The sequence below is a fragment of the uncultured Phenylobacterium sp. genome, assembly GCF_902826855.1.
Lineage (GTDB): Bacteria > Pseudomonadota > Alphaproteobacteria > Caulobacterales > Caulobacteraceae > Phenylobacterium.
The window spans coordinates 14,496-28,920 of sequence record NZ_CADEGK010000034.1 but is presented as its reverse complement, the minus strand read 5'-3'; the positions used below and the strand labels follow the sequence as shown (position 1 = coordinate 28,920).

General features: G+C 69.8%; 17 protein-coding genes and 1 pseudogene. 13 read left to right on the top strand and 5 right to left on the bottom strand.

Annotated elements, in window-relative coordinates:
- The 4 genes and pseudogenes from QZV94_RS07230 to QZV94_RS07215 all read left to right on the top strand — a co-directional run.
- Positions 1–493: pseudogene (locus QZV94_RS07230) on the top strand (MBL fold metallo-hydrolase); the annotation flags it as partial.
- 27 nt (positions 494–520) lie between these two features.
- Positions 521–1,315 (top strand): enoyl-CoA hydratase-related protein, encoded by a 795-nt coding sequence (locus QZV94_RS07225; RefSeq protein ID WP_293677136.1) that lies wholly within the window; start codon positions 521–523, stop codon positions 1,313–1,315.
- Positions 1,316–1,327: 12 nt separating this feature from the next.
- Positions 1,328–1,807 carry a GNAT family N-acetyltransferase gene (locus QZV94_RS07220; RefSeq protein WP_293677135.1) on the top strand — a complete coding sequence of 160 codons (480 nt, stop codon included), beginning with the start codon at positions 1,328–1,330 and terminating at the stop codon, positions 1,805–1,807.
- Positions 1,804–2,418: a GNAT family protein gene (locus QZV94_RS07215; protein ID WP_293677134.1), complete on the top strand. Its 615-nt coding sequence runs from the start codon at positions 1,804–1,806 to the stop codon at positions 2,416–2,418. Before QZV94_RS07220 ends, QZV94_RS07215 begins: the two co-directional genes overlap by 4 nt.
- An 8-nt stretch (positions 2,419–2,426) precedes the next feature.
- Here the strand turns inward: QZV94_RS07215 and QZV94_RS07210 are convergent, their stop codons facing one another.
- The 3 genes from QZV94_RS07210 to QZV94_RS07200 form a co-directional block, all read right to left on the bottom strand.
- Positions 2,427–2,762: a hypothetical protein gene (locus tag QZV94_RS07210; RefSeq protein WP_293677133.1), complete on the bottom strand. Its 336-nt coding sequence runs from the start codon at positions 2,760–2,762 to the stop codon at positions 2,427–2,429.
- Positions 2,763–2,858: 96 nt separating this feature from the next.
- Positions 2,859–3,788, bottom strand: coding sequence for an SDR family NAD(P)-dependent oxidoreductase (locus tag QZV94_RS07205; RefSeq protein WP_293677132.1), 930 nt, complete (start codon positions 3,786–3,788; stop codon positions 2,859–2,861).
- Between the two features lie 32 nt (positions 3,789–3,820).
- On the bottom strand, positions 3,821–5,131 hold the full coding sequence (locus tag QZV94_RS07200) for an MFS transporter (RefSeq protein ID WP_293677131.1): 1,311 nt from the start codon (positions 5,129–5,131) through the stop codon (positions 3,821–3,823).
- A 211-nt stretch (positions 5,132–5,342) separates the two neighbouring features.
- Between QZV94_RS07200 and QZV94_RS07195 the strand changes: the two genes are divergently transcribed.
- The 5 genes from QZV94_RS07195 to QZV94_RS07175 all read left to right on the top strand — a co-directional run bounded on the left by QZV94_RS07195 (position 5,343) and on the right by QZV94_RS07175 (position 9,160).
- Complete coding sequence (locus QZV94_RS07195) at positions 5,343–5,843, top strand: GNAT family N-acetyltransferase (protein WP_293677130.1); 501 nt, start codon at positions 5,343–5,345, stop codon at positions 5,841–5,843.
- 84 nt (positions 5,844–5,927) lie between these two features.
- On the top strand, positions 5,928–6,494 hold the full coding sequence (locus QZV94_RS07190) for a DUF1285 domain-containing protein (RefSeq protein WP_293677129.1): 567 nt from the start codon (positions 5,928–5,930) through the stop codon (positions 6,492–6,494).
- Positions 6,491–7,144, top strand: coding sequence for a CoA pyrophosphatase (locus QZV94_RS07185; protein WP_293677128.1), 654 nt, complete (start codon positions 6,491–6,493; stop codon positions 7,142–7,144). Before QZV94_RS07190 ends, QZV94_RS07185 begins: the two co-directional genes overlap by 4 nt.
- Complete coding sequence (locus QZV94_RS07180) at positions 7,141–8,406, top strand: CCA tRNA nucleotidyltransferase (protein WP_293677127.1); 1,266 nt, start codon at positions 7,141–7,143, stop codon at positions 8,404–8,406. The genes QZV94_RS07185 and QZV94_RS07180 overlap by 4 nt, the downstream gene beginning before the upstream one ends.
- Positions 8,407–8,461: 55 nt before the next feature.
- Positions 8,462–9,160: a type 1 glutamine amidotransferase gene (locus tag QZV94_RS07175; protein WP_293677126.1), complete on the top strand. Its 699-nt coding sequence runs from the start codon at positions 8,462–8,464 to the stop codon at positions 9,158–9,160.
- A gap of 58 nt (positions 9,161–9,218) precedes the next feature.
- Here QZV94_RS07175 and hemF read toward each other — a convergent pair whose 3' ends face one another.
- The gene (gene hemF, locus QZV94_RS07170) at positions 9,219–10,097 is read right to left on the bottom strand and encodes an oxygen-dependent coproporphyrinogen oxidase (RefSeq protein WP_293677125.1); all 879 of its coding nucleotides are present in this window, start codon (positions 10,095–10,097) and stop codon (positions 9,219–9,221) included.
- A gap of 273 nt (positions 10,098–10,370) precedes the next feature.
- On the opposite strand from hemF, the gene petA reads away from it, so the two are divergent.
- From petA to QZV94_RS07155, 3 genes are read left to right on the top strand one after another with little or no spacing between them, the layout of a single operon-like run.
- Positions 10,371–10,925, top strand: coding sequence for a ubiquinol-cytochrome c reductase iron-sulfur subunit (gene petA / locus QZV94_RS07165; protein WP_293677124.1), 555 nt, complete (start codon positions 10,371–10,373; stop codon positions 10,923–10,925).
- Between the two features lie 4 nt (positions 10,926–10,929).
- Complete coding sequence (locus QZV94_RS07160) at positions 10,930–12,249, top strand: cytochrome b N-terminal domain-containing protein (RefSeq protein WP_293677123.1); 1,320 nt, start codon at positions 10,930–10,932, stop codon at positions 12,247–12,249.
- A gap of 5 nt (positions 12,250–12,254) precedes the next feature.
- A complete protein-coding gene (locus tag QZV94_RS07155; RefSeq protein WP_293677122.1) occupies positions 12,255–13,100 on the top strand; it encodes a cytochrome c1 in 846 nt (281 codons plus the stop codon).
- Positions 13,101–13,148: 48 nt separating this feature from the next.
- Here the strand turns inward: QZV94_RS07155 and QZV94_RS07150 are convergent, their stop codons facing one another.
- Complete coding sequence (locus QZV94_RS07150) at positions 13,149–13,931, bottom strand: hypothetical protein (RefSeq protein WP_293677121.1); 783 nt, start codon at positions 13,929–13,931, stop codon at positions 13,149–13,151.
- A 61-nt stretch (positions 13,932–13,992) separates the two neighbouring features.
- On the opposite strand from QZV94_RS07150, the gene QZV94_RS07145 reads away from it, so the two are divergent.
- Positions 13,993–14,425: hypothetical protein (locus tag QZV94_RS07145; RefSeq protein ID WP_293677120.1), on the top strand; the 433-nt coding region annotated here is incomplete at its 3' end.

The window sequence follows — 14,425 nt, the reverse complement described above, 5'->3', positions numbered from 1 at the left end:
CATGTGGAAGATCGTGGTGGGCTCGGGTCACAGTCCGGAGCACGCCTGCCTCTATTGCCCGGATCTGAAGCTGATGATCTCGGGCGACCAGGTGCTGCCGAAGATCTCCTCCAACGTGTCGGTGTTCCCCACCGAGCCGGAGGGCGACCCGCTGACCGAGTGGCTGACGTCGCTGGCGCGGATCAAGACCCGGATCCCGGACGACGTCCTGGTGCTGCCGGCCCACAACGAGCCGTTCCACGGGCTGCACGCGCGGATCGACCACCTGATCACCGGTCATGAGCGGGGGCTGGAGCGGCTGCACAAGCTGATCGAAGAGCCGAAGCGGGTGGTGGACGTCTTCCACGTGCTGTTCCGGCGCAAGATCGACCAGTATGTCCTGGGCATGGCGACCGGCGAGGCTCAGGCGCACCTGAACTGCCTAATGGCGCGGGGACAGGCGGTGCGGGAGCGCGACGCCGCCGGCATCGACTGGTACCGGGCCGTGACCTAAGCGGCGCCGGCAGAGCGGAGGGACGCGATGACCGATCAGGTGCTCATCGACAGATCGCAGGGCGTGCTGACCCTGACCCTCAACCGGCCGGAGAAGAAGAACGCCCTGAACGACGGGATGTACGCCGCCCTGGGCGCGGCCATCGAGGGCGCGGACGATGACCGGTCCATCGGCTGTATCCTGATCCAGGCGAACGGCGACATGTTCTGTTCGGGGCGCGATGTCTCCGAGCTGGGGGCCGCGCCCGCCGCCGGCGCGTCGGCATCGACGCAACCGCCCCGGTTCGGCAGCCCGCTGGTCCATGCCCTGGCGCGTTCCGGCAAGCCGGTCGTCGCCGCCGTCAACGGCCGCGCGGTGGGCGTGGGCGCGACCATGCTGCTGCACTGCGACCTGGTCTACCTGGCCGACGACGCCAGCCTGACGACGCCGTTCGCCAACCTGGCGCTGACCCCGGAGGCCGCCTCATCGCTGCTGCTGACGGCGCGGATCGGGCATGCGCGGGCCTTCTCCATGTTCGTGCTGGGCGAGACCGTCGACGCCCCGACCGCACTGGCCTGGGGCCTCGCCAACGCGGTGGTCTCGCCGGCGGAGCTGCATGCGCGGGCCCGCGCCGCCGCGGTCGCCGTGGCCGCCAAGCCGCCCGGCGCCGTCGCCGCGACCAAGCGGCTGATGCGCGATGTCGAGGCGATCACGGCGCGCATCCAGGAGGAGGGCGTCCACTTCACCGCCCAGCTCAGGTCCGCCGAAAGCAAGGAGGCGATGGCCGCCTTCCGCGAAAAGCGCAAACCCGACTTCTCGCCCAGCGCCTTGGGGGTGTCCTGACATGGCCGCACTGTGAGCGTCTCGATCCGCGTCGCGACGGTGGGCGACGCCCCGCTGATCCTGGAGTTCATCCGCGAGCTGGCCGAATACGAGCGGCTGCTGCACGAGGTGGAGGCCACCGAGGCGGACGTGCGCCGCGACCTGTTCGGGGAGAACCCGCGCTGCTTCTGCGAGATCGCCGAACACCACGGCGAGCCGGTGGGGTTTGCGCTGTGGTTCTACAACTACTCCACGTTCCGGGCCCGGGCCGGGATCTACCTGGAGGACCTGTTCGTGCGGCCGGAGGCGCGGGGCGTGGGCGCGGGCAAGGCGCTGCTGCGCCGGCTGGCGCAGCGGTGCGTCGAGGCCGACCTCGGCCGGCTGGAGTGGGCGGTGCTGAACTGGAATGCGCCCTCCATCGCCTTCTACGACAGCCTGGGCGCCGGCAAGATGGACGACTGGACCGTGCGGCGGCTGGACGGCGCGGCCCTGGCGGCGCTGGCGGCCTCATGAGCGCCCCACCGAAGACGGTGCTGCAGGCGTCGCCGGCAGAGGCCGAGGCGATCCGCGAAGCCGTGCGCCACGCGGATGTGTCGAGCCTGGGGATGGGCCGGGCGCGGGCGGAGCTGAAGCATGTGCCGGGGCTCGTGGCGCTGTTGTCGGACGAGCGGGTGTCGGGGCCGATCTACGACCTGCCGCGGCCGATCACCGAAGACAGCGTCACCCGCTGGGTGGCCGAGAACCAGGCCCAGGCGCTGGCCGGCGAGGCGCTGCTGCTGGTGACGCTGGATGAGCGGGGCGAGGTGTCCGGCTATTCGCACATCGTGGTGTGGCCAGAGCGCTCGGCCGCGGAACTGGCGGGGGCGGTTCGGGCGGACCTGCAGAACCGCGGCCGGGGCAGCGCCGGCATGGCGCACACCTTCGGCTGGATCTTCGAGACCCTCGGCGTCCGGATGATGTGCCTCACCGCCGCCCTGGACAACATCCGTTCCCAGAAGGGCATCGACGCCGCCGGCTTCGTTCGGATGGGCGAGCGCGACGCCGTGCGGCCGGACGGCACGATCCGGCGCTCGGTGTACTGGGAGATGACGCGCGACGACTGGCGCATGCGCCATCGGCTCTGAGGGCCGGCTCAGACCTTCAGGTCGATGAAGACGCCGGCGGTGCGGATGTTGGCCCGGCGCGCGCGCTCGGCGGTCTCGGCCTGGATGGAGATTTCGGCCTCCAGGCGGGCCTGCGCGGACAGGCGCATGAGGTCCAGGCGGTCGACCCCACGCTCGGCCATCACCTTGTCGCGGATCTGGGCGGGGCTTTCGACGACCTTGACCGCGGGCTGCACGGTGCCGGGGCCGCCGGTGGTCCGCATGCGGTCGGCCGCGGCGCGGGCCGCCTGGGCGTTCGCGCGCGCCTGCTGGGCCACGGCGAAGGCCGTCTGCCGGGCGGGCGTGTCAGAATGGGTCAGTCCCATGCTCATGCTTCAGCACGAGGCAACCGACGCGCCAGCTTAACAGTTTCGGCGGCGGACCGGGGTCCGCCGCCGTTGTATTCGCTAGCAGAATTGGCGTCAGGCTGGCGTCTTCGCCGGCTGCTGGGCGCCGGGCAGGGGACCGCGGTTCAGGTCGAAGAACTTGGGGGCGAGCTTCGGCACCGCCTCGTCGAGGATCGACTGCACCGTCCAGCCTTCCGCCTTGTTCACGGTCTCGATGGGCCGGGGCTGGGAATACAGGATGATGTCGTCGCCGGACGAGCCGAAGATCTGTCCGCTGACATGCGCGGCGGCCGGGGTGATCATGGCCACCGCGAACCGGGCGGGCTGGTCGGCGCGGATGGTCTTCGCCATCACCTCGCGGCGGGCGGCTGCGGCCTCGTCCTTGACCGGCACCGACTGGGTCATCCGAGTCCAGGCGATGGGGGCGAGGCAGTTGGCGCGCACGTTGTTGCGGGCGCCCTCCATGGCGATGATCCGCGAGAGGCCGGCGATGCCCATCTTGGCTGCGCCGTAGTTGGCCTGGCCGATGTTGCCGAACAGCCCCGAGGTGGAGGTGAAGAACATGTAGGCGCCGTCGTTCTGTTCGCGGAACAGCTCGATGGTGGCGCGGGCCACGTTGAACGAGCCGCGCATGTGGACCGCGATGACGGCGTCCCAGTCGGTCTCGGTCATCTTGTGGAACATGGTGTCGCGCAGGATGCCGGCCGGGTTGATCACCGCGTGCAGGCCGCCGAAGCTCTTCTTGGCCAGCTCCACCATGCCGTAGACGGCGTCGAGGTTGGTCACGCTGTCGGAATTGGAGACGGCCTCGCCGCCCGCCGCGCGGATCTCCTGGGCCACCGACTCGGCCGCTGTCGCGGAGCCTTCGTCCTCGCCCTTGAGGCCCCCGCCCAGGTCGTTGACGACCACCTTGGCGCCTTCCTGCGCCGCGATCAGGGCGGCGTCACGCCCGATGCCGTTGCCGCCGCCCGTTACGAGGACAACCTTGCCTTCCAATGCGCCCATGACTGAAATCTCCCGAAAAGAATGGGAGACCCTTATTCGAGCCGGTCCGCCCGGCGCAAGTCGGGGAACAGGCGGGCCCAGAGCGCGGTGACCATCATCGCCCCGACGCCGCCGAACACCGCCGCGCCCACGGGGCCCAGGAAGCGGGCCACGACCCCGCTCTCGAACTCGCCCAGCTCGTTGGATGCGCCTATGAACACCGAGCTCACCGCCGCAACCCGGCCGCGCATGTGATCGGGGGTGACCAGCTGCACCAGGGTCTGGCGGACGTAGACGCTGAGCATGTCGGCGCCGCCCAGCACGGCCAGCGCCGCTACCGACAGCCACATCGAGGTCGAGACGCCGAACACCACCGTCGCCAGCCCGAAGACCCCGACGCCGAGGAACATCACCATGCCGGCGCGGCTGCGCACCGGATTGGCGGCGAGCGTCAGCGCCACGAGGGTCGCGCCGATCGCGGGGCCGGAGCGCAGCAGGCCAAAGGCCGTGGCGCGGGTGAACTCGATCTCGAGGCCAAGCAGCACATAGGTTCCCTCGTGGATCACCAGCACGTCGCGGGCGAACACGGGCAGCAGCGCCGTGGCGCCGCCCAGGATCACCGCGGCCAGGTCCAGCGAGATGGCGCCGAAGACGATCTTCTGACGCCAGACGTAGGCCAGTCCCTCCATCATCAGCTGCCACCGCGAGCCCGGGTTAAGCGCCGGCTTGGTGTTTGCGCGGATCATGAACACCAGCACGGCGGCCAGGCCGTAGAGCCCGAAGGTCGTGAAGTAGGCGGTCTCGGCGGAGCGGACGAGCAGGAAGCCGGCGACCGCGGGCCCGAGGATCGAGGCGGTCTGCCAGGCCAGCGAGTTCCAGGCGATGGCGCGCGGGAGCAGCTTGCGCGGGACGAGCATGGGGCCGAGCGCAGTGTTGGCGGGGGCGAAAAAAGCGCGTGCGGCGCCGAACAGGGCGGCGATGTCCATGAGCAGGAGCGGGGACGTCCAGCCCTGGACGGTCGCCAAGCCCAAGGTGAACACACTGACGATCTCGGCCGCCAGGCAGGCGAGCATGACCTTCTTGCGGTCGTAGCGATCGGCCGCCTCCCCGGCGGGCAGGGTCAGCAGCAGCACCGGCAAGAAGGCCGCCAGCCCGAGCATCGCGACCAGGAGCGCGCTCTCGTTGACCGAGTGCCCCTGGCGGGCGAGCGCGTACATCTGCCAGCCCATGGCGACGCTCTGGATCTGGCTGGCGAAGCTGCCGAACCAGCGGGTGCCCCAGAACAGCAGATAGTCGCGCTCCTTCAGCAGCGCGCGCGCTGAGGGAACGGGCTCGTCGGCTGGGGGCAGGTGGGCGTCGGTCATGGAGAGGCCCGCGAACCTGCCCTGCGCCGACCCGGGTCGCAATGGCGTTGACGCAGCGGTGCGTTGCCCCTATGTCCGCCCACCTCGACCATGGCCCGGAGGGCCCCCCGATGCGACGACGTCCGCTGGCCTAGGCGCCAACTGAACCCACGGCAGGCTGACGCATTGACGTCCGCGCCGCACCGTCGTCATCCGCATTCGAGACCCAACCATGTCCCTGCAGCCTTGCCGGCCAGCGCCGGCGCTGACCCTCGTCAACGAGCTCCCCGACCACGGCCCCAGGATCGAGGCGCTGCTGAACCGCGCGTTCGGACCCGGACGTTTCGCCAAGGTCTCCGAGCGGGTGCGCGAGCTCGCTGATTTCGCGCCGGAACTCAGCTTCGTCCATACGCGGGAGGATCGGGTGCTGGGCTGCGTGCGCATGTGGCGGGCGGCCTGCGGCGACCAGCCAATCGTGTTCCTCGGACCCCTGGCGGTGGAGGAGAGCGAGCGCAAGCACGGCGTGGGCGCGCTGCTGGTCGAGCAGGCCTGCGCGGCCGCGCAGGCTGCCGGCGAGGCGGCCGTGGTGCTGGTAGGTGACCTGCCGTTCTTCGGCCCGCTCGGCTTCGAGGTCGCGCCGGACGTGATGATGCCCGGGCCGGTGGATCCGAAGCGCGTGCTGGCGCGCCGGTTCGCGCCGGTCGACCTGCGCGGGATGGTCGGAGCGCGCTGAAGCGCCCCGCTCGCTTCTCGTGTGCGGCAGACGCACGGGGACGGCGTGCTTGAGCCGACTCCGCCCGACGCCTACCTTCCAGGAATGGCGGAGTTCTCGACGAAACTTGACGGCGTGGTCGCCGCGGCAAAACAGGCGCCGGGGCGCGGTTTGCCGCCCGTGCACCTGTGGAATCCTGCGCAATCGGGCGAGATCGACATCGTGATCAAGCGCGACGGCCGGTGGCTGCACGAGGGCGCGGTCATTTCCCGCGAGGCCTTGGTGCGGCTGTTCTCCACCGTGCTGCGCAAGGACCCGGACGGCTACTGGCTGGTGACTCCGGTCGAGAAGATGAAGATCACCGTCGAGGACGCGCCCTTCATCGCTGTCCGGATGGACCGGGAGGGCGAGGCGCTGAGGTTCCTCACCAACGTAGGCGACACCGTCGAGGCGGGGCCGGAGAATCCGCTCCGCATCGAGATCGGGCCCGACGGCGCGCCGCGGCCCTACGTGCATGTCCGGCGCGGCTTGGAGGCGCTGATTTCCCGCCCGGTGTTCTACGAGCTGGTGGAGATGGCGCAGGAGCGGGCCACCCCGGACGGGCCAACCCTGGGCGTGACCTCCAACGGCGCCTGGTTCCCGGTGGGACCAGCGCAGGCGCACGTCCTGTGAACGACGCCGCGCCGGCGCATGAGCTGCACGACTGGATCGCCCAGCACCTCGACCCGGTCGGCGACCACGCGGCGGTGGAGGGTGGCCCGCGGGGCGGAGACGGGGACCTGTCCCCCGATGGCTGGACGCATCTGCCCGTCGAGGAGCTGACCCCGGCGGCGGTGCTGATCGGGCTGATCCAGCGTGACCACGGGCTGAGCGTGCTGTTGACGCGGCGGTCCGACACCCTGCGCAACCACACCGGCCAGGTGGCGCTGCCGGGCGGGCGCCAGGACCCCGGCGAGACGCCTCTCCAGACGGCCCTGCGCGAGGCGCACGAGGAGGTGGGCCTGGAGCCCCGGTTCGTCGCGCCGGTGGGGCTGTCGACGCCCTACCAGACCGGCTCCGGCTACCTGATCACGCCGGTGGTCGGCTTCGTGCGGGCGGGGTTCACCCTCATGGCGAACCCGGGCGAGGTCGCGGAAATCTTCGAGACGCCGTTCGGCTGGCTGATGGAGCCGGCCAACTATGAGCAGCACGAGCGGGCCTTGCCGTCCGGAGAACTGCGCCGCTTCTACGCCACCACTCACGAGGAGAAGTACATCTGGGGCGCGACGGCCGGGATCCTGCGGGCCCTGCACGGGCGGCTCTACGGGGCGTCGCTGGGATGACCGAAAGCCGCGGGACCGAGTCGTTGGGCGTCAGGCCGTGGATGACCGCGCCGGCGACGGCGGCGGTGTTCGATGCGCTGGAGGCCGAAGGCGGCCCCGACTGCGCGCGGTTTGTGGGCGGGAGCGTACGCAACGCCCTGGTGGGGCGGCCGGTCGACGACCTGGACATCGCCACCACACTGACTCCGGACCGGGTGACCCGGGGGCTGGCGGCGGCGAAGCTGAAGGCCGTACCAACGGGCATCGAGCACGGCACGGTCACCGCGGTGTCGAAGGGCATGCCGCACGAGATCACCACCTTGCGCCGCGACGTCTCCACCGACGGGCGCCGCGCCACTGTGGCCTTCACCGACGACTGGTGCGAGGACGCCCAGCGGCGCGATCTGACGCTGAATTCGCTCTACGCGAGCCGGGACGGGACGATCTTCGATCCCACCGGCCATGGCGTGGCCGATACGCGGGCCGGACGAATCGTCTTCGTCGGCGAGCCGGAGCGGCGGCTGCATGAGGATTACCTGCGCATCCTGCGGTTCTTCCGGTTCTACGCCCACTTCGGCAAAGGCGAGCCGGACGCCGCCGCCGTGGCGGCCTGCGCGAAGCTGAAGGATCGGATCGAGACCCTGGCCGCCGAGCGGATCTCCAAGGAGCTCCTGAAACTTCTGGCCGCCGACGATCCGCGGGCGGCGGTGCGGCTGATGGCGGAGACCGGCGTGCTGGGGGTGGTGTTGGGAGGCGAGGCCAACCTGGCCCGGTTCGAGGCCCTGGCGGAGATCGAGGCCGAGCAACTGTTCGAGTGCGATCCCGTCCTGCGCCTGGCCGCCCTGCTCCCCGACGATCAGCTGGCGGCCGGCCGGCTGGCCGAGCGGCTGCGGCTGTCCAATCCGGACCGCGACCGGATCGTCGCGGCGCTGTCGCCCACCCCCGTGCTGAAGAGCTGGATGAGCCCGCGGGAGCGCCGCCGCGAGGGCTATCGCTCCGGACAGAAGACGTTCAGCGACCGGGCCAAGCTGGCCTGGGCGTCCTCGCCGCGCACGGCGACCACCATGCAGTGGCGCGGCATGATCGCGCTTGCCGAGGGGTGGGTGCGGCCCTCCCTCCCGCTCACCGGCGCCGACGTGATGAACGCCGGGGCCCCGAAGGGACCGATGGTGGGCCAGGTGCTGCGCGAGGTCGAGGAATGGTGGATCGACCACGACTTCATCGACGACCGGATGAGCGCGGTCGAGAAGCTGAAGTCGGTGGTGCAGGGGCTGGCCTATTGAACCCGGTTCCGGGCCTGCCTCTCCGCCCTCGTAGGGGGAGGGGAAGGGGCGCAGGATGAAGGTCGGGATCCTCAAGACCGGCCGGCCGCCACGGCCCGCGATCCCGAAATACGGGACCTATCCGGACATGTTCATGGATCTGCTGGGCCGCGACGCCTACGCGTGGCGGACCTACGCGGCGGATGAAGGCGAGCTTCCCGAGCGGCCGGAGGAGTGCGAGGCCTACATCATCACGGGCGCCTCGGCCGGAGTCTACGACGACGATCCCTGGATCGGCCAGCTGCTTGACTTCCTGCGCGCGGCCAAGGGGCGGACGAAGCTGGTCGGGGTCTGCTTCGGCCACCAGGCCATGGCCCAGGCGTTCGGCGGCCAGGTGATCAAGTCGCCCAAGGGGTGGGGCATCGGCGAGCACGACTATCGGGTGTTGAGCGCCGAGCCGTGGATGGACGGCGCCGCCGCCATCCGGCTTCCGGCCAGCCACCAGGACCAGGTGGCAGCCTTGCCGCCGGGCGCAGAGGTGATCGCGGCCAGCGAATTCACGCCCTTCGCCGCCCTGGCCTGGCGCGACCAGCCGGCCATCTCGATGCAGCCGCACCCGGAGTTCCAGCCCGCCTTCGCGGCCGACCTGATCACGGCGCAGCGGGGCAGGGCCTACGCCGAGGAGGAGGCCGACCGGGCGCTCGCCAGCCTCGCGGGCCCCGATGACCGGGCGCGCGTGGGCGGCTGGATCAGAGCTTTCCTGCGCGGTCAGTAGGGGTTGCGGAGCTGCGCCCCGGCGGTCGCGGCGCCCTGCTGTAGGTCTCGGTCGGCGCTTAGGTCCAGGCCACCATGGGCGGCATCGACGAGAGGATGGTCTCGATGTTCCCGCCGGCCCTGAGACCGAACATGGTGCCGCGGTCGTAGAGCAGGTTGAACTCCACATAGCGGCCGCGGCGGACCAGCTGCTGCATGCGCTCCGCCTCGCCCCACGGCTCGCTCATCCGATAGCGGACGATCTTGGGATAGACCTCCAGGAACGCATCGCCCACGTCGCGCGTGAAGGCGAAGTCGCGCTCGAAGTCGCCGGAGTTGTGGCGGTCATAGAAGATGCCGCCGACGCCGCGGGTCTCCTTGCGGTGCGGCAGGTAGAAATACTCGTCGCACCAGGCTTTGTACTTCGCGTGCCACTCCGGGTCGTGGGCGTCGCAGGCGGCCTGCATGGCGGCGTGGAACAGGACCGCGTCGTCCGCATCCTGGCTGCGCTGTTCGTCCAGCATCGGCGTCAGGTCCGCCCCGCCGCCGAACCAGCTCTCGGCAGTCGAGAGGAAGCGGGTGTTCATATGCACGGTGGGCGCTCGCGGGCTCACCGGATGGACGATCAGGCTGATGCTGGCCGAGACATAGGACGGGTCCTTGTCGGCGCCGGGCATGGTGGCCGCCATCTCCGGGGAGAAGCGCGCCAGCGCCGCGGAGGTGTGGACGCCGGCCTTCTCGAACAGCCGGCCCTTCAGGAAGCCGCCGATGCCGCCGCCGACCCCGGTCTCGCGCGTCCAGGGGCGCATATCGAAGCGGCCGGGGGGACCGGGGAAGAGGTCGTCCGGCGCCTCGTCCTCCAGACGCTCGAGCTCGGCGCAGATGCGCGTCTGCAGGGCCTCGAACCAGGTCTTGGCGCGGTCGCGGCGGGCGAGGATTTCGGGGGGCAGGGCGGACATGTCCAGCTTGCTAGCCGCTTCCGACGGGCCTTGGGAAGCCGTTCCGCCGGCGGCGTCGCGGTGGATTTGCGGAATGGCCGGTTGAAAAAGGACCAAACGCATTCTAAGCCCTCGTCCAGCGGGACAGGCCGGGGCGGCAAGGGACGAATCACGAGGGAATGGTGCAGTTCGCACCCAACCCCGGTGTAACGTGCCAGGCGCTCTGTCTCTCTCCGCAAAGTTTCAGGTCCCGCCGGCGGACGCCTCGGGCCTCTATCGAAGGGTAGCTTCAAGGTGGCCAACACCGTCGTGGGCGCGAATCCCGACCCGCATGCCTCGGGTGATCCGAACCGGCGTGACTTCATCCATATCGCCACCCTGGCGGCAGCCGCCGGCGCCGTCGGCGGGCTTGCGTGGCCGCTCATCGATCAGATGAACCCGGCAGGCGACACCCTGGCGCTGGCGTCGATCGAGTTCGACCTGAGCAAGGTCGAGCCCGGGCAGCAGGTGGTGGTGAAGTGGCGCGGCAAGCCGCTCTTCGTGCGCCATCGCACGCCGGAGCAGATCGCCGCGGCGATCAAGGATGATAACTCGGGCGGCCTCAAGGACCCGCAGACCGACGAGGCGCGCCATAAGCCGGGAAAGGCGGAGTGGCTGATCCTGGTCGGCACCTGCACCCACCTGGGTTGCGTGCCGACGGTCGGCGGCGGCGAATACGGCGGTTGGTTCTGCCCGTGCCACGGCTCGACCTACGACACCTCTGGACGGATCCGGAGCGGTCCGGCGCCGAAGAACCTCGAGGTGCCGACCTACGCCTTCCTGTCCGACACCAAGATCAAGGTGGGCTGAACCGATGGCCGGACCCTCCACCTACGAACCCAAGAGCGGTTTCGAGCGCTGGCTCGACACCCGCCTGCCGATCGTTCGCTTCGGCTACGACACCATCGTCAGTTTCCCGACGCCGAAGAACCTGAATTACTGGTGGACCTTCGGCGGGATCCTGGCGCTGATGCTGGGCATCCAGATCGTCACCGGCATCGTGCTGGCGATGCACTATGCGCCGCACGTCGATCTCGCCTTCGACTCGATCCAGCGCATCAAGCGCGACGTCAACTACGGCTGGCTGATCCAGGGGCTGCACGCCACGGGCGCGTCGATGTTCTTCCTGGCGGTCTACATCCACATGTTCCGCGGCCTCTACTACGGCTCCTACAAGGCGCCGCGCGAGGTTTTGTGGCTGCTGGGCTGCGTCATCTACCTCCTGATGATCGCCACCGCCTTCTTCGGCTATGTGCTGCCCTGGGGCCAGATGAGCTTCCACGGCGCGGTGGTGATCACCAACCTGATCGGGTCGATCCCGGTGATCGGGCCGCACATCACCACCCTGCTGTGGGGCGGGTTCGCGCTCGACAACCCGACGCTGAACCGCTTCTTCTCGCTGCACTACCTCTTGCCGTTCGTGATCGCCGGGGTCGTGGCGCTGCACATCTGGGCGCTGCACGTGCCCGGCAACGGCAACCCCAAGGGCATCGAGGTGAAGTCGAAGGACGACACCGTCCCCTTCCATCCGTACTACACGGTGAAGGACAGCTTCGCGATTTCGGTGTTCCTGTTGATGTACGGCGCCTTCGTGTTCTACGCGCCGGACGCCCTGGGCGATGCGGCGAACTACATCAAGGCCAACCCGCTGGTGACCCCGCAACACATCGTTCCGGAGTGGTACCTGCTGCCCTTCTACGCGATCCTGCGGGCGGTTCCGGACAAGCTCATGGGCGTGATCGCCATGTTCGGGGCCATCGGCACCCTGTTCGTCCTGCCCTGGCTGGATACGTCCAAGGTGCGGTCCATGCGCTACCGCCCGGCGATGCGGCTGTGGTTCCTGATCTTCGTCCTGGACTGCATCATCCTCGGCTTCTGCGGCGCGCGGGCGCCGGACGACGCGGTCATCGCCGGGCTTGCCGGACCGCAGTTTCTGGACGCCAACCTGAACAGCTTCGTGTGGCTGTCGCGGATCGCGTCCCTCTACTACTTCGTCTACTTCTGGGTGATCACGCCAGTGATGGGCCTCACCGAGACGCCCCTACCGATCCCGGAGGGGATATCCGAACCAGTCCTGTCGCATCCCGCCGTCACGCCCGCGGGCGCGGTGTCGTCGCCTGAGAAGAGGGGTTGAGCCCGATGCTGCGCAAAGCTATCGCGTTCGCGGCGCTGGGCCTCGCCCTGGTGGCGGTTCCCGCCGCCGCGTCGACGGAAGGCTACAAGCACCGTGAGGTCGAGTGGTCCTTCACCGGCCCGTTCGGCAAGTTCGACACCGCCCAGTTGCAGCGCGGATACAAGGTCTATCGGGAGGTCTGCTCAGCCTGCCACTCGATGAGCCAGCTGTACTTCCGCAACCTCGGCCAGAAGGGCGGGCCGTTCTACGATCCGGAGTACAAGAACCCCAACGACAACCCCTATGTGAAGGCGCTCGCCGCCGACATCCAGGTGCCGGACATCGATGGGGAGACGGGCGACGCCATCCAGCGCGCGGCCGGCACCGCCGACAAGTTCCCGCGCCCGTTCCCCAACGAGGCCGCGGCGCGGGCGTCCAACGGCGGCGCCCTGCCACCGGACCTGTCGGTGATCGCCAAGGCGCGTGAGGGCGGCCCGGACTACATCTATTCGCTGCTGACCGGCTATGCGCCCACCCCCGCAGGCCTGAAGGTCGGCACGGGCCAACACTACAATGCCTACATGGCCGGCGACCTCACCGCGGCCTGGTCCGGCGACCCGCACCACGTGCCGAAGGGCGGTTTCATCGCGATGGCGCCCCCGCTGAAGAACGGTCTGGTGACCTTCGACGACAAGTCGCCATCGACGCTGGAGCAGCAGGCCAAGGACGTCTCCGCCTTCCTGGCGTGGGCGGCGGATCCGAAGGCCACCGAGCGCAAGCAGTTCGGCCTGGGCGCCATGATCTATCTGTTCCTGTTCTCGATCCTGCTGTGGTTCAGCTACAAGCGGGTCTGGAAGGGCGTCGCCCACTAGGTTCAGCACTCTTCGACAACGCGAGGGCTCCGGAGCGATCCGGAGCCCTCAGCGTATGGGCTGCACCACGAGCCGAGCGGCGGGGAAGTCGAAGCGCAGGCGGAAGTGGGCCAGCACCTCGGCTCCCAGGACGCCTGCCACCTGGCCCGTCGGCCTCATCAAGCCGGCGCCGACGTCGAGGCCGGTGGCGCCGGCGAAGCGCACCCGCGGAAGCCGGGCCAGCCAGATCCCGTCGGGATAGAGTTCCTCAGGCCGCGCGGCGTCGGGGACCTGGGCCAGATCGTCGGCCAGGCGGACAGGGGCGTTGTCGCCTGTGGCGATCACAAAGCGGCCGGTGATCTCGTGCGCCTCGTCGGACACCGCGGCGATCGCCGTCGGGCGGCCCAGGTCCCAGGCAAGCTCCAGGGCGCGGCCGCGGAAGTCTGGAGCCTGGCCGGGCGGCGAGAGCCGCACGCGGCAGGGTGCGTAGGTCACGTCCACGACCCAGGGCTTCAGCACGTCGGCCCCGATGACCCCGGCCACGGGCGTGGGCAGGTTCCAGGTCCGCACGTCCAGGTCTGCAACCTTCAGCGGGACCGCGCGGGCGATCTCGCCGGCCAAGGCTATGTCGCCGGTCAGGCTGTCCGCGGCGATGCCATCGGACCGGCCCCGGGTGTCGTGCAGCAGGCTTTCGGCCGTGCCCGTGTCGAGGATGTAGTCGCCGGCGATCCCGGCCATCACGGCGGGAATGACCAGCGTCCCGCCCTCGAAGCGGCACTGGACCTCGCCCGCCCGGGCCGATCCGCCGGCCAGGGCGCCCAAGAGGCCTGCAAGGAGGCTGAGTCGCGGCACAGCCGACCATAGCGCTAAGTTTCGCCTTAGCGCCGCCCCGCTGGGCGCCTACATTGCCCGGATGGCTCATACCCCTGCCTGGCGGAGCTTCAAGCGCACCCAGGATCTGACCGTCGCCATGGCGAGCCTGATCTACGCAGGGGCGGTGGTCCACGCGTTCTCGCGCCTGCCCTGGACGACGGACGTGATCACGCAACGCACCCTGATCTTCCCGGGGATATACCTGTCGGTGTCCCTGGCCCTACCGCTTGCGGTGGGCATGCTGCGCCGCCCGCTGACCCGCTACGTGTGGATGAGCTTCCGGGCCGGGTTCGGGCAGACCGTGTTCTCGGTGGTGAGCGGCGTCCTCCTGCTCGGGAGCGCAGCGGCGTTCATGTACTGGCAGATCTCCACCGCCGTCCCGGGTGGGCGCTATCCGACGGGCGTCTTCTCCGCCTACGCCGCCGGCATCGGCATCCTCGCCGCCCAGGCGGCCCTGGTGCGTGTCCTTGAGA